Source organism: Bifidobacterium tsurumiense (genome assembly GCF_000741765.1).
In the GTDB taxonomy this organism is placed as follows: Bacteria; Actinomycetota; Actinomycetes; order Actinomycetales; family Bifidobacteriaceae; genus Bifidobacterium; species Bifidobacterium tsurumiense.
Window position 1 is genome coordinate 68,071 of sequence record NZ_JGZU01000003.1, and the last position, 19,279, is coordinate 87,349.

Genomic DNA, 19,279 nt, shown 5'->3' on the forward strand with positions numbered 1-19,279 from the left:
ATGGACGCTGCGCCGTGCTCAAGCATGCAATCACCAGACAGGGATTATTTGTGACGGCTTCTCATCATTTCCAAAGCCTCACGCAGATCCTTTGGATACTCAGATTTCACCGTGGTCCATATATGGGTTCGAGGATGCCTGAATTCAAGCTGCATGGCATGCAACCACTGGCGTTCCAGCCCTAACTCGGCAGATAATTCAGGATTGGCCCCATACATGGGATCTCCGACAAGAGGATGACCAATCGAAGAAAAATGCACGCGGATTTGGTGGGTGCGGCCTGTTTCGAGATTCACCGATACCAGCGTCGCCTCGCCGAACCGTTCAAGCACATCCCAATGGGTAATGGCTTCCTTGCCCGCTGGGGTTACCGAAAATCGGAAATCCGAAACCTTGGCACGCCCTATTGGCGCTTCGATCGTGGCCTTATCCTGTTTGAGATTGCCCTGCACCAAAGCATGATAGGTTTTGACCACTTCGTGTTGGGCGAATTGGCGACGCATTTCCTTATATGCCAGTTCTGATTTGCATACGAGCATCAAACCACTGGTGCCCACATCCAACCGACTGACGATCCCCTGCCGGCCCGGAGCGCCATAAGAAGTGATATGAACACCTCTTGCCAAAAGACTTCCCAAAACTGTGGGACCGGTCCAGCCGACTGAAGAGTGCGCTGCGACGCCCACCGGCTTATCCACCACGATGATGTCATCATCCTCATATGCCACGCCGAGATCCTGGGACAGAGGTTCCGGCTCTGGCCGCTCTTCGACAATATCCAATTCAATGGTGTCACCGGCTTGCAAAATGCCGGATTTGGAAACTTCCCGCCCCAAAACAGTGGCCTGCTGCGACTCGACCAAACCAGCGGCCTTCATCCTGGAAATGCCCATCATCTTGGATAGTGCCACATCGAAGCGTTTGCCTACCAAGGCATCGGGCGTGGGCAAAAGACGACTCATCGTGCCCCTGCCTGTGACGAATTCGATGAACCGTCATGCTCCTCGCCTGCGCTTTTTACCAGCTTGATGCTGTCTTCGTTGTAGAGCACACCATTGGAATCCTCGCTGAGGTGGAACGCCCTTTCATCTTCAGCGGGTTCATGTGCATCCTGCGTAGTTTGCCGTTCCAATTCAGCTTTGCTGAAGGGCTCGGCACTGATGATGAGGATGACTATGGCGACGCCCGCAATCATCAAAAACACATCAGCGACATTGCCGACAGACCAGCCATAATCCAGGAAATCAACGACTTTGCCGTTCAGCACACCATCGGCATACACAATGCGATCGATGAGATTACCTAGGGCACCTGCAAATGCCAATGCGAGGGCAGAAGTCCAACGCATGGAAATCGTCTTATAGGCAAGCACCAAAATCGCCACGCAAGCGACCATGGCCAGAACCGTAATCAGCCAGGTCATAGAGGATCCCAAACCCAGCGTCGCTCCGGGGTTGCGCACCAAAGTCAACGAAAGCAGTCCCTTGAGAACGGGAATCGTGCGGCCATGCGAAAGGGTGTTCAGAGCCCAGTATTTGCTGACCTGATCCAGAACCAGCGCAGTGGTCGCAATACAGCCGAAGACGGCCGCACGTATGTGCGACCGCCCTCGGGACACAGTTGTTTCTTTGCTCATACCGTATTAGTTATTGGCCTGCTCAACCTTGTCGTAGTTGTTGGAATCAGATACCTGAGAAACCAACTGACCCAGGAACTCGGTCAGACGAGCACGGTATTCGGTCTCGAACTGCTTGAGGCCCTGGATATTGCCTTCGATGACCTTGGACTGCGCCTCGAGGTTATCGCGAACCTGCATAGCGTAGTTGTCGGCGGCAGTGCGCGTCTTGCTGTCGTAATCGGCTGCGCGACGCTGCACCTCTTCCTCATAACGGTCGATCTCAGCATGACGGTTCTTCGAGTACTCATCGGCATCATCATGGGTGTTGGCCGAATAGGCATCTGCATCCTGACGAGTACGGGCGGAATACATATCCGCATCCTGATGGGTCTTTGCAGAGTATGCGTCGGCATCCTTACGGGTGTTGTCCGAATAGCCATCGGCATCGTCGCGGGTCTGCTTGCTGTATTCGTCTGCCTCATTGCGGGTGCGAGTTGAGTAATCATTGGCCTTGGAGACCAAGTCCTCGTACTTGGCCTGGCTGGCTTCGGTAATCTCCTTGGCCTTTGCCTTGCCCTTGTCCACGTACTGATCGTGCAGCTGCATGGCCAGCGTCAGCATTGCGGTCGCACGCTCCGGCTCACTGGACGCCATAGCCGCGGCACCTGCGATCTTCTGCAGGCTGCCGGTCTCGGTGCTCGGTTCCATCTTGGAAACCTGTGCACGCAATTGTTCTTCGCGCTGCTTGGATTCTTCGAGCTGACGCGAAAGCTCCTGCACCTGGTTGACCTGCTGCTGGTTGATTGCCAACTGCTGCTTCACGGTGGTCAATTCACGGCTCAGGTTCTCGTTATTTGCGCGGAAATCGTCACGCTCACGCTTGACTGCATTGAGTTCCTCACCCAAAGCCTTGTTTCCAGAAGCCTCTGCTGCTTGCGCGGTGAGCTGATCCACTTGGGAGCTGAGTCGATCGATTTGCCCCTTGAGTTGCTCATTCTGCGAAGTGAGCTGCTCATTCTGGCTGGAAAGCGCCCTATTGCTTTCCTCGGCCTCGGTGAGCTTGGAAGCGGCAACCTGAGCGGCCTGCTCGCCCTGCTCATTGGCTGCCGACTTCAAACCTTCGTTTTCATTCTGCAAAGACTGCACCTGTGCAGTGAGCTCAGCAATCTTGTTATTCAACCCCGTGACATCGGGACCGAGGGACTGAGTGGACTGGCCGCTCTGCACGGCTTGGCGCCCCAAAGCCTCAACAGTTTCGGTCACCTGATCCAAGAAATCGTCGACTTCATCGACGTCATACCCCTCTTTGAACCGTACGGTGGTGAACGTATGTTCCCTGATTTCACTTGGCGTCAACAGTGCCATAACTTCTACACCTCGCTTCGAGTACGATGCCTCGCTGTGTTATATCACCTACCGATGCTAGCACGTCCACAGCGTTTTTTCGCGGAACACGGCGCTTTATATAAGGATTCTCGCAAGAATCAGTATGAAATACAGCACAATGAAACTCGTATCGAAGGCTATCGCGCCCATACGAATCGGCGGAATATAGCGCCGAAGCCATCGCAGAGGCGGTTCGGTGAGCTGATACACAATGTCGATAAGGGACCACACGATGCCACGCGGAGTCCACCGTGGAGCCAGAATACGCACCCAATCCAGGATCATACGAATGAATAATACGGTGATATACGCTTCAATCAGCCAAGGGATAATACTTGCCACCAAATACAAAAGCATGTTCCAGAGTATCAAGTTGCATATCAATACTCTGGGAACATGCTGACAGAAAACTGTAAGTGACTATTCGATCTTCAGACTTCAGTTGGAGAACAAATCGTGACTTGGATTATTGGCCTGAGGCTCCTCCACTTTGATATTGACCTGCGCAGGACTGAGCAGGAACACCCTTGGGGTAACTCGCTCGATTGATCCACGAACTCCGAATACCACGCCTGCGGAGAAATCGACGATACGATACGCAACCGCTTCGGAAACGCCAGTGAGGTTCAGTACCACAGGAACGCCATCGCGAATCGCCCGTCCCACCAATTGTGCATCCTCGTAACTCTTGGGATGAATCGTGGTGATACGGCTCACACGACCCTGGAATGGGCTCTTGTCGCGATTGGCAGACTGGGTGGTGGTTGACGCAGACTGTGCGATCGGCGTAACGGTGCGGTCAGAGTCGAATGAAGACTCGGATTCACCGCTGGTCTCGAAATCCTCGTCCTCGTCCACGACGTCGGTCATGCCCAAATACGACATCGCATTCTTCACAAATCCTGCCATGGCTTCTCCTTACTGACGATTCACGCTTAACGGAGGAAATCCGGGATGTCGAGATCGCCTGGATCGTTTGCCGAAATCACATCATGAGTCGGCATTTCAGGTTGACGCACGGGTTCAGGCTGATGAACCGAAGGAGCCGGCTGTTGCACCGCCGGAGCGGTTTGTGCAGGCTGGGGCTGCACCAGTGGTTCGGCTGCGGCTGCAGGCTGAGACTGTGACGAAGAATCCGCGGACTGGCGAGAAGTCAGCAAATCATCCACTGACTTCTGGTCATTGGTTTCATCGGTTGCTGACTTTTGGCTTGCTTCGAAACCAGCCGCGATAACCGTGACGCGCACTTCGTCGCCATAGGAATCATCCAAAGCCAGACCCCAGATAACCTGTGCTTCAGGATGAATGGCTTCGCTGACCAGCTGAACTGCACCAGCAGCCTCCTGAAGGCCAAGATCCGTTGGACCTGCAATATTGACCAAAGCACCGTGAGCGCCTTCTATGCTTTCCTCAAGCAAAGGCGAGCTGATGGCGATCTCGGCCGCCTGCGTCGCTCTATCCTCGCCACGAGCCGAACCGATGCCGAACAAAGCCGTGCCTGCACCACGGAGGATGGCCTTCACATCGTTGAAGTCGACGTGAATATAAGAATTCATGGTGATCAGATCGGTGATGCCCTGAACGCCTGCGAGCAGTGCGGTATCGGCGGTTTTGAACGCATCCATAATGCCGATCGTGCGATCGGAAAGCTCAAGAAGACGGTCATTGGGGATGACAATGAGTGCATCCACTTCATCGCGCAGATTTTCGATGCCTAATTTTGCCGATGCACCACGACGTGGCCCCTCAAAGCTGAACGGACGGGTCACCACGGCAATGGTCAGCGCACCTTGCTGACGTGCGGCACGGGCTACGATCGGGCTGGCACCGGTTCCTGTGCCACCACCCTCGCCGCAGGTCACGAATACCATATCGGCGCCCTTCAGCGCCTCTTCGATATCGGACTGGTGATCCTGTGCGGCCTTCGCTCCAGCCTCGGGATCGGCTCCTGCGCCAAGGCCTCGGCTGGTGTTATCACTCAAAGAAATCTTCACGTCAGCATCGGAACGAAGCAGATCCTTCGCATCGGTGTTGATTGCCACAAATTCAACGTTCTGCAAACCCTCGGCGATCATGCGGTTCACCGCATTGCCGCCGCCACCACCAACACCGACAACCTTGATGCTGGTCTTGTCGTTGAAATTGTCAGTCTGGGCAATCTCGCTCACCATTGTCTCCTGTCACTCACGTTTACGCACAACTCTATCGCAATGCCCACGATATTACCGCTAATTACGCGGCGTGTATCGAAGTTTTTCACGATATCGTATCGATTTTCCGCTTCTCTCACCCTTCGCACTGCAAAACCCCGCAACGGCAAAGCAATGCAAGTCTCCCAACTCTCCAACTTGGCCGATCTCCCTATGCTGCCCATCCCTTGAGTCGATTGCATCCTCTCCGTCATGCAATCCACGAGGACTAGTAGCTCGCATCCATGGGATCATCCCCAAAGAGCGCTTCACGCATATCATGCGTAGTTTCTCTGGAATCAAGCCATCCGTATGGCAAGTGTACCTTCTTCGCAAAGCGAACACGGCCACGTGGCTTATTCAATACCTGGGCCGGAAGTTGCAATGTGGGATCGAGTCGGTCGATTTCCCTCTCCACGTCAGCCAGACTCTCGCATTCCATAAACGCCTTGCGCGTGGAGCCACCCACAGGATATCCCTTGAGATACCAAGCGACATGTTTGCGCAGATCGTGCACGGCCATACGCTCATCGCCATCAAAGAATTCCGTCAAGAGCTGAGCATGCCGCAAAATAATACGTCCAACCTCGCCAAGGGACGGATTGACACGCTCTGTCTCGCCACGGAAGGCATGGTCAATATCGGCAAATAGCCATGGGCGTCCTTGGCAACCGCGACCAATGGCAACACCAGCGCAGCCGGTTCGAGACACCATGGCCAAAGCATCGTCGGCGCCCCAGATATCACCATTGCCGAAAACAGGAATATCAAGCGCATCTACGAGCTGGGTAATCCTATCCCAATCGGAATGGCCGCCATAATATTCAGAAGTGGTTCGTGCATGCAACGTTACAGCTGCGCAACCCTCCTCCTGCGCAATATGCCCCGCCTCCATAAACGTCTCGTGCTCATGATCGATACCGACACGGATCTTTGCAGTAACCGGTATTCCTGCGCCATCGCATACCTTCACCACTCGATGAATCAGTTCCTGGAAGATATCGGTCTTCCAGGGAAGAGCCGAACCGCCTCCGCGACGAGTCACTTTAGGAACCGGACAACCGAAATTCAAATCCACATGGTCGGCCATGTCTTCGTCCACGACGATTTTGGCCGCCTGTTCCACGATTGAAGGATTGACTCCGTACAACTGCAAGGATCGAATGGATTCCGAGGGCGCGAAGCGGCAAAGTCGCAATGCCTTGGGATTGCGCGCAACCAAAGCGCGTGCAGTAATCATTTCCGCAACATACAGTCCGTCAGGGCCATACTCCTCGCACAGCACGCGGAAAGGCCAATTGGTCACTCCAGCCATTGGCGAGAGTACGACAGGCGTTTGCACATGCACATTGCCCAAATCAACCGGAGCGATATGCGGTGCATCGGCAACATGGGAAACAGGATGATCGGCATACGATGTATCGCCACGTCGGTCATCCTGCTCTCCAGCCCTATCCCGAGACGGCAAGATCTGCTCAGTTATCATTGTTGTCCTTGTCGTTTATGGCGTTCCTACACACAGCTGCACAGGAAGTCACCGCAGCACTCTTGCATTGCAGCCCTGCCCAATCGCGCCGAGCAAAGCAAACGGAGCCGCGCAATCGCTACGGCTCCATGTTGTTCATACCGTTGGACGATGCAAACCGCATCATCCAAAACAGCCATCACAAGTGCATGCCTGAAGACATGCGTCAGTGATTAATACAGTCCGCCCGCTTGCGCGATGCTGACGGAATCATCCCATGCTTCGCCGCCGAAAGCGACTGGCTTTTGCGGGATACGTTCGCGCTTCTCCCCTATGCGCTCAGCAACATAGTCGGCGACCTTCTCCAAGGCCACTCGTTCCTGCTGCATGGTATCGCGCTCACGAATCGTTACCGCATGATCGTCCACAGTATCGAAATCAACGGTAATACACAATGGCGTGCCGATTTCGTCTTCACGACGATATCGGCGACCGATGGCACCGGATTCGTCATAATCGATCATCCAGTCGTTCTGGCGCAGATCGGAAGCGAGATCATGCGCAATGGATTGCAGTTCAGGCTTCTTGCTCAATGGGAGCACGGCTGCCTTCACCGGAGCCAGACGCGGATCCAAACGCAGAACCGTGCGCTTATCCACGCCGCCCTTGGTATTCGGGGCCTCGTCTACGTCGTAGGCATCCACCAGGAAGGCCATCAACGAACGAGTCAGACCGGCAGCAGGCTCGATGACGTATGGCACGTATTTCTCACCGGTAGCCTGGTTGAAATAGCTCAGATCCTCGCCGGAATGCTTGCTATGTGCTGACAGATCGAAATCGGTACGGTTTGCGATGCCCTCAAGCTCTCCCCAATCCGAACCTTGGAAACCGAATTTGTATTCGATATCCACAGTGCGCTTGGAATAATGCGAGAGCTTTTCCTTTGGATGCTCATAATGACGCAGATTCTCAGGCTTGACGCCCAAATCCGTGTACCAACGGGTGCGGGCATCGATCCAATACTGATGCCACTCTTCATCCGTGCCGGGTTCGACGAAGAATTCCATCTCCATTTGTTCAAACTCACGGGTACGGAAGATGAAGTTGCCCGGCGTGATCTCATTGCGGAATGACTTGCCCATATTGGCGATGCCGAATGGCGGCTTGGACCTTGAAGAAGTCATCACATTCTTGAAGTCCACAAAAATGCCCTGAGCGGTTTCAGGACGAAGATAATGCAGGCTGTTGTCATCCTCAACGGGTCCCAGATGAGTGCGCAGCATCATATTGAAATCGCGAGGTTCCGTCCACTGGCCGCGAGTGCCGCATTCAGGGCAGACGATATCCTTCAAGCCATTCGGAGGCATCTGATCATTGTGCTTCTCTGCATACGATTCTTCGAGCTTATCGGCACGCTGACGCTTATGGCAGTTCAGGCATTCGATCAATGGGTCGTTGAAGACGGAAACGTGACCGGAAGCAACCCAGACCTCAGGAGGCAGAATAATGGAAGTGTCCACCCCGACCACATCGCCGCGGGTGATCACCATGGAACGCCACCATTGACGCTTGATATTATCCTTCAAAGCCACGCCAAGCGGGCCGTAATCCCAAGCCGATCGCGTGCCGCCGTAAATCTCACCGGCAGGAAAAACAAATCCGCGACGCTTCGCGAGGGATACTACTTCATCGAGTTTTGATACAGCCACAATGCACCTTCTGGTTTGACGGTTTTGGGGACTTCGTTTGCGCGCCCAAGTCTAATGGCACACGGTGACAGTCCCCGACTGACAGGCAAATCCTCTTGTATCAGTCCAACTTCATGCATTGCGTTACAACAGCATGACGGTGAGTGCACCCACCAATGCATATTCCGCGATGCTCCCCAATGCGGGAAGCTGTGCGCTCATCAACACTCAAGGCCATAATGGTATTCGAGAGCATCAGTAAAGGAGTTATGCAATGGCCGCCGATTCCGCACAAGAATCAATCGAGGAAACCCACAACGAATCACATCAATATCTCAACACAGTTGCAGCCTTGGCTGTGGCTCCCAGCGGTGTGGGAGACGAACTGAGCGAATATGTCGCACAAGTCGTTGATGTCATCCGCAATTCGGGTCTGCCCAACGAAACCAATGCCATGTTCACCAATATCGAAGGCGATCTTGACGACGTGCTGCGTGTGGTTCGTGATGCTGCATTGGTACTGGCTAAGGATGGCTACCGCACAGGAGTGACACTGAAATTGGATATTCGTCCAGGCTTTACCGGCCAGATCCATGCAAAGCAGCAGCTCGTGGATCGCATTTTACAAGGGCATCAAACCCGATCAGACTCCGCTGAATAGACGTATCGAGGACGCCATCATGGCCACAATGAAAGAAATCGCCCGACAAACCGGCGTATCCGTCTCCACGGTTTCGTTGGTTTTGAATAACCGCGACGAAGGACGGGTGAAGCCTCATATCGCACAACAGGTCAGGCAGACTGCTGAGCGATTGGGATACGCCCCCAATCCTCTGGCACGATCCCTACGCACGAGCCGCACAAAAATTCTCGGCTTCATCAGCGAGGAGATCGCCACAACCCCATTCGCCGGCGGAATTATTCTTGGCGCCCAAGATGCAGCCAGCACCTTGGGATATATGATGATTACCGTCAATACAGATGGCGTTTCCAATGAGGATGATGAGATCGCAGCCCTTCAGCGCTATGGCGTGGACGGATTCCTCTACGCCAAAATGTCCAATAGATTGGCCCAGATTCCCCAGAGCATAACCGATTATCCGGTCGTCTTGGTCGATGCCACCAGTGAAGGGCATCGTTTCCCCAGCATCCAACCCGATGAATTCCGCATTGGATATGATGCGACCAAACGTCTTATCGAAGCAGGTTGCACAAAAATCGCCTATATCGGTTGCGATGATGACATGCCCGCCCAGATTGGGCGTTTGCAGGGTTATCGCCAAGCACTAGAGAATGCCGGATTGCGTTTCGATGAACGCAGAACGGTAGCGATAGGAGGCAATGGCCCTGCCCTGTCAGCAGTCTCCAAGCTTTTCGATAATGAAGGCCCGGATGGATTCTTCTGCTTTAACGATGCGCGTGCCTGGTATGTCTATGAGTGCGCCGCTCGCTGTGGCCTGACAATCGGCCAGGATATCAGTGTCGTTGGCGTAGACAACCACCGAGTTTTTGCAGAGACGCTGCATCCCCGACTGACCACCGTCGAATTGCCCCATTATGAGATGGGTTACTGGGCCGTGTGCCGATTGGTGAGCGAAATCGAAGACCGCCCACCCAGTTCATTCATCATGCCTGCAACGACCGCGCAAATGCCCGCTCTGGACGCACCCGCGCCCGCATCCATCCATTGCACATTGATCAACAAAGAATCCGTGGCTCGACAGGCTTAGGCGCGAACGAGCATACGAGCATTCGAAGGACAACTGCAAAACCATGCGACTTTCCAGGCTTCCACGACAAGACAGAGAATCTTGACAGTTTTGGCAGAACACCTTCGCACAGTTTGTTTCCTTCGCCGCACTTTCGCCTTATTTTCGCCGCAGCACAAGGCCTTATCTACCTCGGATAATCATGGCATGCATCACGTCAATCGATTAGCGTACTCTGAACACGTTGTGCCCGCACATCGGCATTGAAAGTATCCTGCCACTTTCAATCCCATTTTGCATTAACCGATGAGGTAATTCATGACCGGTTCTCCTGCGACTTCTCCAAGCCGCAATGCTTCTATGCGCTCCTCCTCGTATTTTCAATCGTCATTCGGCGTGCTGTTCTTCTTCTGCGCATTGGGAATATGGTGGCCGTTCTTCCAACGCTGGCTCACTTCCTTGGGTCTCAGCGGCATGCAAATCGGCACTGTATATTCTCTGAACTCATTGATCGCCCTCATAATGGTGCTCGCCTATGGCGTGATCCAAGACAAGCTCGGCATGAAACGAACCTTGATACTCGTTGTGTCGACCATCGCCGCCTTGATCGGCCCCTTTGTGCAATTCATCTATGCCCCACTGATCACGCATAATCTCATACTCGGCACTGTTATCGGTTCACTGGTGTTATGCGCCGGGTATATATCCGCAATATCTCTTGTCGAGGCGGTCACCGAGCGGTACAGCCGCCATTTCGGCTTTGAGTATGGCCAATCCCGGGCTTGGGGTTCTTTGGGCTACGCCATAGCGGTTCTATTGGCCGGCATTACTTTTAATATCAATCCATTCATCAATTTCTGGATCGCTTCGCTCTTTGGCGTAGCCATGCTATTGGTGTATGCAGTGTGGTACACACCGGAGCAACGCGCCGAACGATCACAGGAATCACTCTCCGATTCACTTCCCAAAGCACCGTCACTGCGTGAAATGGCACGTGTTCTGCTCATGCCTTCGTTGTGGAGCATGATCATATTCGTGATGCTGACGTGCACCTTCTACACGGTTTTCGATCAGCAATTCTTCCCTTCGTTCTACACCTCATTATTCCCTCAAGAATCAGTGGGTAACACTGCCTATGGCATCCTGAATTCCGCACATGTGTTTGCCGAGTCCATCATGATGGGCACCGTTCCCGTGTTGATGAGGCGCATCGGTGTGCGCAAGGCAATGCTTTTGGGTGCATGCGTGTTGTGCTTCCGCATTACCTTATGCGCGCTTTTCACCGATCCTGTGATCGTTTCCGCTGCACGAATGCTGTATGCGATCGACTATCCTCTGCTTGCGCTTTCCATTTTCCGCTATTTCACGCTCCACTTCAATCCTCGTATCTCGGCTACGCTGTATATGGTGGGATTCCAGATTTCCGCACAAATTGGCCAAGTCATTGCAGCCACGCCTCTGGGCATCGCCCATGATGTGATTGGCGACCGAGCGACGTTCTTCATTATCGCCGGGGTCATCGTGGCAGCCATAGCCTACGGATTCTTCGTTATCAAACGAGATGACCAGCAGGTTGACGGAGAACCGTTGATAACGGTACAGGGCTAAGTCTGCCGTTATCTATCAACTTGTGAAATTCATCGGTTCAAGTGACCACAAGGCTGCGGAGCATCCGATTCGCTATTCAGGCACATGCACAATACGTTCTTCTATTGGTGTGATCCTCAGAGCTACCCCTCTTATGTGTGACTCCTCGGGCGTGCAGTTCTTCTTCATTCCTTTATTTCCTTCGGATACTGATCCGCTCGCTGCCGATCTGATATATAGCCGGGCATGAACCGTAACCACCTCATATCTCCTATATTGGAGTCCTTGACAACACGAACGTCAATCGTTTGACGTTATGTATTTCAACGGGTATCATCTCTACAGGAACTTATACATCAACGAGCAGTCGCATAGTCGCACCGCAAGCATATAACTCATGAGAAAGGCCTCATATGACCACGCACGCCGATACAAGTGCATCTGAATCTTCACCATTCGCAGCAAAAGGCATAACCACCCCAGTCGTTGAACGGCAAGCGCTCGAACAAGCCGAAAAAGCGGTATCACATCTTGCTTCACAACGCAACAATCGTTGGTATCCCGCCTTCCATATCGCTTCGAATGGCGGATGGATCAATGACCCCAACGGGTTGTGCCAATATCACGGCCGCTGGCACGTGTTTTACCAACTCCACCCTTACGGAACACAATGGGGTCCCATGCATTGGGGACATGTGTCCAGCGCTGACATGCTCACCTGGCAACGCGAGCCCATAGCCATGGCGCCCACATTGCCAGAAGAACGCGATGGTGTCTTTTCAGGCTCTGCGGTTGTGGACGATTCCGGTGATTTGCGCTTCTATTACACCGGCCATGTCATGCTCAATGGAAAAGATGCAGAAAACGGCACCCGTGAGGTGCAGATGCTGGCGAAGGCCGACGGTCCTGAGGTGCATCATCTCCGTAAACATGGCCTTGTCGTCGACTTCCCCGAGGATTTGGTGTTCAATGATTTCCGCGACCCCAAGGTGTGGAAACAAGATGATGTCTGGTTCATGATTGTCGGCGCACAATCCAAAGAACATAGGGGACAAATCCTGCTCTTCACCTCAACGGATATGGAAACCTGGAATTACGATCAAATCCTATTTGAGCATCCTGATCCGAATGTGTTCATGTTGGAATGCCCTGATTTCTTCCCTCTTGCCGCGCCGGACGGAAAGCAACGATGGATCATCTGCTTCTCTGCCATGGGCTCCAAGCCGAGCGGATTCATGAACCGAAATGTGAACAATGCGGGTTATATGATCGGTTCTTGGCAACCCGGCAAGGCCTTCACTCCTGAATCAGAGTTCAGGCTGTGGGATTGGGGACACAACTATTACGCGCCGCAGTCCTTCGAATCCGAAGACGGACGCCGCATGATGTATGGATGGATGAGCCCCATGGTTCAGCCGATCCCCATGCAGGATGACGGCTGGTGCGGCAATCTCACGCTGCCGCGCGAGGTGTACCTCGGCGAGGACGGTGACGTTCACACAGTACCGGCACACGAGCTTCTGGGATTACGCTCGGACACCACAACTTGGGATGCTATGCAGCTGGCTAGTGGCGAAGAGCGGACGATCCTCGACAATGCCGAAGCCGTGGAGCTTGAGCTTGATATCGATCTGTCACAAACCACCGCTGAGCGCGCCGGCGTCAAGCTGCATTGCACCGAAGATGGCGCATATACATACGTAGCATATGATGCGCAGATGGGTCGCGTGATCCTGGACCGTGGCGCCTGCTCCAATGGTGATCGAGGATATCGTGCAGCGCCTCTCAGCAATGCCGAACTGGAGGCACAGCATATTCGACTGCGCATATTCATTGACCGCGGCTGCGTGGAAGTGTATGTCAACGACGGTTCGCAGGTCCTGAGCTCGTATAGCTACCCTTCGCAAGGAGCACGTGCGGTTAAGCTCTGCTCGGAATCCGGTTCGGTATCGATTGCTTCGTGCAAGGTACACACCTTGAGAAGCATTGGCTTGGACGAGTAGCGACCTGATTGCTGAATCGATCGCTTTGCCGTCGGTGATGAAAGAACTGTGCTGCGACATGTGACCGCAGCACAGTTCTTTTATGAGAAGGTTATTTCGTCACTCCGCCGAAACGACGATCACGGTGAACATAGCGGTCGATTGAACGCCACAGCACCTCTCGCCCGCAATCGGGGAAGAGTTCTGGCACAAAATCCAATTCCGCGTAGGCGGCCTGCCAAGGGAGGAAATTGCTCGTGCGCTGCTCCCCCGATGTGCGCAACACCAAATCACAATCGGGGATGTCAGGGTTATACAGATGATCGGCGACCATGGACTCGGTAACCCGGTCACCGCGTATGCGACCATCGCGCACTGACCGTGCTATGGCGGCGCAGGCATCGGCAATCTCGGCGCGGCCTCCGTAATTGATGCAGAACACCACATCAATAACCGAATTATGCTTGGTTCTTTCCATGGCCGACTCGAGTTCATCGATAACGGATTTCCAAAGCCGCGGACGTCGACCTGCCCAACGCACACGCACTCCCCACTCATCCATTTGCGCCACTCTGCGGCGGATGATATCGCGAGAGAAACCCATGAGGAATCGCACTTCCTGCGGGGAGCGCTTCCAGTTTTCTGTCGAGAACGTATACAGGCTCAGATAACGGACGCCTGCTTCAATGGCGCCTGCTATGGTGTCGAACACCACCGGTTCTGCGGCCTGATGCCCTTCAGTGCGCACCAATCCACGCTGCTGCGCCCAACGGCCGTTCCCGTCCATGATCACACCAACATGCCGAGGCACTTTCCCCTTGGGGAATTGGGGAATAATCGACTTATCGGAAAATGGCGCCGCAGGAATATCCAGCGACTTGTAATCGACATGTTCAAAAGCCATAATCACGAATCTAACAAGCGCAGTGAACGTATGGGGCGTTCCAAATAATATTCTCCCCATTCTTCAACAAGTTGACAGACCTTTGATGCGGCACCTGCCTCATCCAACACATGCCAGTCCCCCTCCACCAAGGCGTCAAACTGCTCACGGCAGAGCAAGTCCACGGCCCTGGCATCCGGGGTGTGATCGTTGGCGCACATCACGCCTCCTGAGCGCACGGAAATATAATCCAGATGGTCGCGGCTTCCGCACACCACGCAAGAATCCATACGAGGCGTCCATCCTGCCAAAGAAAGCGCTCTCATCACATAGGAACGGGCTATGGCATCGGGAGCATGTTTGCGTCTTGACAGTGCTCCTAAGGCGGCTATCACAAGCCGGTACTGATCGGCAGAGGGTTCATGTTCGGTGCTGACAATGCGATCCGCCGTCTCTGCGATGACATTTGCCGCAGCATATGAGGCATAATCCGCACTCACCCGACCGGAATATGCGGCAATCGACTCTGCTTGGGATACCGTGTCTAAAGACCGGCCTTCGGCAAGCAGCACATCAACGCGCATAAACGGCTCGAGGCGGCCACCAAACCGAGACTTGGTTCGGCGCACGCCTTTCGCGACGGCACGCACTTTGCCGTGTTCGCGAGTCATCAACGTGATGATGCGGTCGGCCTCTCCCAGTTTGACCGTGCGCAACACCACACCCTCATCACGATAGAGTGCCATGCTCTAGAGAAGACCTCCTGCTGACGCGTTCCAATAGTCCAGTGTCGTTGGGTTATTCAGCGCTATGCACGCCGCCTTGGATAGGAACAACCACAGGCCCGGTTGCAGTTGTTGGGATTTCGCCATTCTCCTGCATCTGAGATGCGATCTCATGAGCATGCTCAAGCAGAGTAGGCACGATCTGATCTTCGGGAACAGTCTCGATAACCTTGCCCTTGATGAAAATCTGTCCCTTTCCATTGCCGGAAGCCACGCCCAAATCGGCCTCACGAGCCTCGCCAGGACCGTTGACAATGCACCCCATAACCGCCACGCGAATAGGCGCCGTAATATCCTTCAACCCTTCGGTTACTGCTGAAGCCAACTGAATTACGTCAACCTGCGCACGGCCGCAGCTCGGGCAGGAAATAATATCGAAATGACGCTCACGCAAGCCCAGATATTCCAGTATCTTGCAGCCAACCTTGACCTCTTCGACAGGAGGCGCCGACAGGGACACTCGGATGGTATCCCCTATGCCCTCCGCCAAAAGGGATCCGAAAGCAAGACAGGATTTGATGGTGCCTTGCCAAGCCGGACCTGCTTCGGTAACACCCAAATGCAGAGGCCAATCACCCTTGGAAGCCAGCAGACGATATGTCTGCACCATGGTCACGGGATCATGATGCTTCACTGAGATCTTGAAGTCCCTGAAGCCCACGTCTTCGAACATATGAGCCTCTTTCAAAGCCGAAGCGACCAAGGCTTCGGGAGTCGGACCGCCATACTGTTCGTAGAGTTCCTTGTCCAGCGAACCTGCGTTCACACCAATTCGCAACGAAATGCCGGCATCGGTTGCCGCCTTGCAAATACTTGGCCCGACTTCTGAGAATTTGCGAATATTGCCTGGATTGACACGGACCGCGGCGCAACCTGCATCGATGGCTTGAAATACGTATTTGCTTTGGAAATGAATATCCGCGATCACCGGAATCGGGGACTTCTTCACAATAATCGGCAACACATCCGCATCGTCTTGGCTGGGTACGGCAACTCGGACGATATCGCAACCCGCTGCTGCCAATTCAGCAATCTGCTGCAATGTGCCATTGATATCGGTTGTGGCGGTATTGGTCATTGACTGCACCGATATGGGCGCACCTCCGCCGACCGGAACCGGTCCGACATTGATCCGGCGTGACTTGCGGCGCGGATGAAGAGGCGTTTCGCTTATGGCCGCCTGTCCGGTTTTTCTAAACGGCTTTTCGCTTGCAATCCCCTGTTGCTCACCAGTCGGCGTGAAAAAATCTACGTTCACCTTACTCATGCTTTCCATTCAAGCGACACACGGTAAGGCGACCAAAGACACACACGCCCACCGATTGTCGTAACGTCAACACGATGCCAGGCCGGAAGACGAAACGCTGCACAGAGCTTTCGAGTTGCCAGCCTGCAACACCTATCGTTGTATGTTTATCAGACTATCGGCGCGTGCACGAGCTTCAAGCTCAATCTGTCCCATTTCCTCCACGGACGTAAACAATGGCGCTCCGCGAAGTTCTGCATCCATCTGATCCAGCACATCTTTTACAGTGTCCACAATTCCCAGATATGGCAAGCGACCATTCAAAAATGCGTGTACCGCCTGTTCATTGGCTGCATTCAGTACGGCGGTATGCTTTTCCGAAGACTGCAGGCATTCCCTGGCAAGGCTCACCGCTGGAAACGCTTCATCATCCAAAGGTTCAAAAGTCCATTGAGCGGCTTTGGTCCAATCGCAAGCAAGGGATACGTTATCCAAGCGTTCCGGTGCGGAAAGGCCCAAAGCAATGGGAAGCCTCATATCAGGCGGCGATGCTTGGGCGATGGTTGCCCCATCGCGGAATTCAACCATGGAATGCACGATAGATTGCGGATGAACGGTCACTTCAATGCGCTCTGGAGGAATATCGAACAGACGGCTTGCCTCAATGACTTCCAATCCCTTATTCATCAAAGTCGAAGAATTGATGGTCACGACCGGGCCCATATTCCATGTCGGATGGTTCAAAGCCTGATCGGGGGTGATATCAGTAAGCTCTTCGCGATGACGTCCTCTAAAAGGACCGCCGGAAGCAGTGACAATAAGCTTGCTCACCTCGGCATGGGTGCCGGAACGCAATGACTGCCATATCGCCGAGTGCTCGGAATCCACAGGATTGATTTGCTGAGCCCTGATCTGAGCGTCAAACAGCAAATGGCCGCCGGCGACCACGGATTCCTTATTGGCCAAGGCCAACTGAGACCCAGCCTGCAAGGCTGCAATCGAAGGCTCCAACCCAATGGATCCCGTAATGCCGTTGAGCACCACATCCGCTCCGCTGCCAGCCATATCGCATATGGCCTGAGGGCCCGCAGTGATATGAACGTTGTTCGCACCGGCCGCATCCAACGCCTCGCGCAATTGCGATACGACAGTGTCGTCAGACACGGCCACATTGGATACGTTGAACGCGGCAGCTTGTTGCGCCAACAAAGGAATATGAGTTCCTGCCGCAGCAAGCCCCGTGACTTGGAAGCGATCGGCATGCCTGGAAATAACATCCAATCCCTGCGTACCAATTGATCCAGTGGATCCCAGTATTACTACTGTCGTACGATCACTCACTGAGCATCCTTAGTCTCGCTGTCTTCCGCACGCTCTGCAGGCGAGGCAAGGGTTTGCGGAGTGAAAGTCGGGAACGACAGATCAGGAATATCGAAGCTGAGGCTGGTTTCTGTCGGCAATGCCGGTACCTCAGGCAGTGTTTGTGCAAACGATGGTTCTTCATGAACGGGCGGGAACACCGGCTTGCGTTCTTCTGCAACAGAATCGGCTGTGCCGTCCTGAGATGACTCAACGTGCGTTTGCGACGATTCGTCTGCCGCTTCATCAAATGATGGCAAATCCATCGCCGAAGTAGGGGCGCCTCCTTCAGTAGGCGTTGTTGAGCGGCTTGCACTTGCGAGTGCCGCCAAAGAGGAACTTTCGCCAGAAGCCGCTGCCGACTCAGATTCAGCAGGAGCAGCAGTAGCCGAAGTGGGCGTGCTTGGAGCAAAGGTCTGCGTTGCGAAGGTATTTGCGCCTTGTGACTCTTGAGCTGGGCTCAGCACATTGGCTTCAGACTGCGGATTGTTGAAAATCGCCTCTTCTGCTTTATGCAGTGCGTCGAAGGATTCCGTAGCCGCCTCATAACCCGAGGGCGCGAAGGAAACCGGCTGATCCGTTGTGCTCTGAGCGGCAGGGGTGAAGAGCGGCGAGACCGCTGCTGCAGGACGAACCGGCGCAGGCGCCGTCTCCTCAGGTTCCTTGTCTGCGTTAGTCACGTAATCCGCAACCCGAGCAAATGATTCAAGACGCGACAGGAGACGCACGCAGGCATTCAGGAAGTAATCTACCTGACGCTCGTCATAGCCCTTCTTGCCCTTGCGCTGCGTAAAAATCACATTGGCAACGGTATTGGCGTGGAAATCGACCAGACTGTCATCATTGGCATCTGAGCCTTCAATGCCTAGCCCAGCCGCTGCCTTGTCTACGACTTTGTCAACGAGACGATCAACCTGCTTGCGATCATATGACGGCTGCTTCGCCGTTCCATCGCGGAATCGTTCACGTTCTGCTCGCTCTGTGCGCTTTGCTATTGCGCGATACAGTTCTTCTGTTTGTGCCTTCCAAGCCACTCGGCCATGCTCGGTGATTTCCCAATTGGTTCGCTGATCAACCACTGCACGTTCAAGGCGTGCCAGTGCGGCATCCACTTGTGCTATTGCATAGCCACCTTTGCGCAAGTCAAAGGACACATCTTGGATATCCTCTTGCGACAGCTGAACACTCTCGCTCTCATACAGCGAATGTGCGCGCTCGAGAAACTCATCCACTTGGTCGGTGTCGTAGCCCCATTTACGCTTGCCCACACGCGCTATGCCAGGCGTGTTACGCTCGCTTTCAGCTTCCTGAGCCATCGGCTATCTACCTCCTATGAAGAAGTGCTATCAGGTTAACTTTACGTGACTATTGGGACGCTGTAC

Annotated in this window: 16 protein-coding genes and 1 pseudogene; 4 read left to right on the plus strand and 13 right to left on the minus strand. The window is 53.9% G+C overall.

Annotation, left to right across the window (positions count from 1 at the left end):
* Positions 1–44 precede the first annotated feature (44 nt).
* The 8 genes and pseudogenes from BITS_RS01155 to BITS_RS01195 form a co-directional block, all read right to left on the minus strand.
* Positions 45–962: an RluA family pseudouridine synthase gene (locus tag BITS_RS01155; protein WP_026642953.1), complete on the minus strand. Its 918-nt coding sequence runs from the start codon at positions 960–962 to the stop codon at positions 45–47.
* 149 nt (positions 963–1,111) lie between these two features.
* Positions 1,112–1,636, minus strand: a pseudogene (gene lspA / locus BITS_RS01160) (signal peptidase II); the annotation flags it as partial.
* Positions 1,637–1,642: 6 nt separating this feature from the next.
* Complete coding sequence (locus BITS_RS01165) at positions 1,643–2,983, minus strand: DivIVA domain-containing protein (protein WP_026642952.1); 1,341 nt, start codon at positions 2,981–2,983, stop codon at positions 1,643–1,645.
* A gap of 96 nt (positions 2,984–3,079) precedes the next feature.
* On the minus strand, positions 3,080–3,361 hold the full coding sequence (locus BITS_RS01170) for a YggT family protein (RefSeq protein ID WP_026642951.1): 282 nt from the start codon (positions 3,359–3,361) through the stop codon (positions 3,080–3,082).
* An 81-nt stretch (positions 3,362–3,442) separates the two neighbouring features.
* Positions 3,443–3,913 (minus strand): cell division protein SepF, encoded by a 471-nt coding sequence (locus tag BITS_RS01175; protein ID WP_026642950.1) that lies wholly within the window; start codon positions 3,911–3,913, stop codon positions 3,443–3,445.
* A gap of 26 nt (positions 3,914–3,939) precedes the next feature.
* The gene (gene ftsZ / locus BITS_RS01180; RefSeq protein WP_026642949.1) at positions 3,940–5,175 is read right to left on the minus strand and encodes a cell division protein FtsZ; all 1,236 of its coding nucleotides are present in this window, start codon (positions 5,173–5,175) and stop codon (positions 3,940–3,942) included.
* A gap of 247 nt (positions 5,176–5,422) precedes the next feature.
* A complete protein-coding gene (gene dusB / locus BITS_RS01190; RefSeq protein WP_081693614.1) occupies positions 5,423–6,679 on the minus strand; it encodes a tRNA dihydrouridine synthase DusB in 1,257 nt (418 codons plus the stop codon).
* A gap of 212 nt (positions 6,680–6,891) precedes the next feature.
* Positions 6,892–8,367, minus strand: coding sequence for a glycine--tRNA ligase (locus tag BITS_RS01195; RefSeq protein ID WP_026642946.1), 1,476 nt, complete (start codon positions 8,365–8,367; stop codon positions 6,892–6,894).
* A gap of 253 nt (positions 8,368–8,620) precedes the next feature.
* Between BITS_RS01195 and BITS_RS01200 the strand changes: the two genes are divergently transcribed.
* From BITS_RS01200 to BITS_RS01215, 4 genes are all read left to right on the plus strand, one after another.
* The gene (locus BITS_RS01200; RefSeq protein WP_044259203.1) at positions 8,621–9,007 is read left to right on the plus strand and encodes a thiamine-binding protein; all 387 of its coding nucleotides are present in this window, start codon (positions 8,621–8,623) and stop codon (positions 9,005–9,007) included.
* Positions 9,008–9,026: 19 nt separating this feature from the next.
* Positions 9,027–10,076: a LacI family DNA-binding transcriptional regulator gene (locus tag BITS_RS01205; RefSeq protein ID WP_026642943.1), complete on the plus strand. Its 1,050-nt coding sequence runs from the start codon at positions 9,027–9,029 to the stop codon at positions 10,074–10,076.
* A 297-nt stretch (positions 10,077–10,373) separates the two neighbouring features.
* Complete coding sequence (locus BITS_RS01210) at positions 10,374–11,663, plus strand: oligosaccharide MFS transporter (protein ID WP_044259204.1); 1,290 nt, start codon at positions 10,374–10,376, stop codon at positions 11,661–11,663.
* Positions 11,664–12,055: 392 nt separating this feature from the next.
* Positions 12,056–13,645, plus strand: a complete 1,590-nt coding sequence (locus BITS_RS01215; protein WP_081693613.1) for a glycoside hydrolase family 32 protein — start codon at positions 12,056–12,058, stop codon at positions 13,643–13,645.
* A gap of 91 nt (positions 13,646–13,736) precedes the next feature.
* On the opposite strand, the gene BITS_RS01220 is transcribed toward BITS_RS01215, so the two are convergent.
* From BITS_RS01220 to BITS_RS01240, 5 genes are all read right to left on the minus strand, one after another.
* Positions 13,737–14,528, minus strand: a complete 792-nt coding sequence (locus BITS_RS01220; protein ID WP_026642940.1) for an isoprenyl transferase — start codon at positions 14,526–14,528, stop codon at positions 13,737–13,739.
* A 2-nt stretch (positions 14,529–14,530) separates the two neighbouring features.
* Positions 14,531–15,253 (minus strand): DNA repair protein RecO, encoded by a 723-nt coding sequence (recO, locus tag BITS_RS01225; protein WP_026642939.1) that lies wholly within the window; start codon positions 15,251–15,253, stop codon positions 14,531–14,533.
* Positions 15,254–15,305: 52 nt separating this feature from the next.
* A complete protein-coding gene (gene ispG, locus BITS_RS01230; RefSeq protein WP_044259206.1) occupies positions 15,306–16,559 on the minus strand; it encodes a flavodoxin-dependent (E)-4-hydroxy-3-methylbut-2-enyl-diphosphate synthase in 1,254 nt (417 codons plus the stop codon).
* A 132-nt stretch (positions 16,560–16,691) separates the two neighbouring features.
* Complete coding sequence (gene dxr, locus BITS_RS01235) at positions 16,692–17,879, minus strand: 1-deoxy-D-xylulose-5-phosphate reductoisomerase (protein WP_026642937.1); 1,188 nt, start codon at positions 17,877–17,879, stop codon at positions 16,692–16,694.
* Positions 17,876–19,213 (minus strand): DivIVA domain-containing protein, encoded by a 1,338-nt coding sequence (locus tag BITS_RS01240; protein ID WP_026642936.1) that lies wholly within the window; start codon positions 19,211–19,213, stop codon positions 17,876–17,878. The genes dxr and BITS_RS01240 overlap by 4 nt, the downstream gene beginning before the upstream one ends.
* Positions 19,214–19,279: the final 66 nt, after the last annotated feature.

Bases quoted from the DNA above. Each gene is read 5' to 3' on its own strand.
- BITS_RS01220 (WP_026642940.1), bottom strand. From the start codon at position 14,528: ATGGCTTTTGAACATGTCGATTACAAGTCGCTGGATATTCCTGCGGCG.
- BITS_RS01170 (WP_026642951.1), bottom strand. From the start codon at position 3,361: ATGCTTTTGTATTTGGTGGCAAGTATTATCCCTTGGCTGATTGAAGCG.
- BITS_RS01200 (WP_044259203.1), top strand. From the start codon at position 8,621: ATGGCCGCCGATTCCGCACAAGAATCAATCGAGGAAACCCACAACGAA.
- ftsZ (WP_026642949.1), bottom strand. From the start codon at position 5,175: ATGGTGAGCGAGATTGCCCAGACTGACAATTTCAACGACAAGACCAGC.
- recO (WP_026642939.1), bottom strand. From the start codon at position 15,253: ATGGCACTCTATCGTGATGAGGGTGTGGTGTTGCGCACGGTCAAACTG.
- BITS_RS01215 (WP_081693613.1), top strand. From the start codon at position 12,056: ATGACCACGCACGCCGATACAAGTGCATCTGAATCTTCACCATTCGCA.
- BITS_RS01240 (WP_026642936.1), bottom strand. From the start codon at position 19,213: ATGGCTCAGGAAGCTGAAAGCGAGCGTAACACGCCTGGCATAGCGCGT.
- dusB (WP_081693614.1), bottom strand. From the start codon at position 6,679: ATGATAACTGAGCAGATCTTGCCGTCTCGGGATAGGGCTGGAGAGCAG.
- BITS_RS01155 (WP_026642953.1), bottom strand. From the start codon at position 962: ATGAGTCGTCTTTTGCCCACGCCCGATGCCTTGGTAGGCAAACGCTTC.
- BITS_RS01175 (WP_026642950.1), bottom strand. From the start codon at position 3,913: ATGGCAGGATTTGTGAAGAATGCGATGTCGTATTTGGGCATGACCGAC.
- BITS_RS01205 (WP_026642943.1), top strand. From the start codon at position 9,027: ATGGCCACAATGAAAGAAATCGCCCGACAAACCGGCGTATCCGTCTCC.
- BITS_RS01165 (WP_026642952.1), bottom strand. From the start codon at position 2,983: ATGGCACTGTTGACGCCAAGTGAAATCAGGGAACATACGTTCACCACC.
- ispG (WP_044259206.1), bottom strand. From the start codon at position 16,559: ATGAGTAAGGTGAACGTAGATTTTTTCACGCCGACTGGTGAGCAACAG.
- BITS_RS01210 (WP_044259204.1), top strand. From the start codon at position 10,374: ATGACCGGTTCTCCTGCGACTTCTCCAAGCCGCAATGCTTCTATGCGC.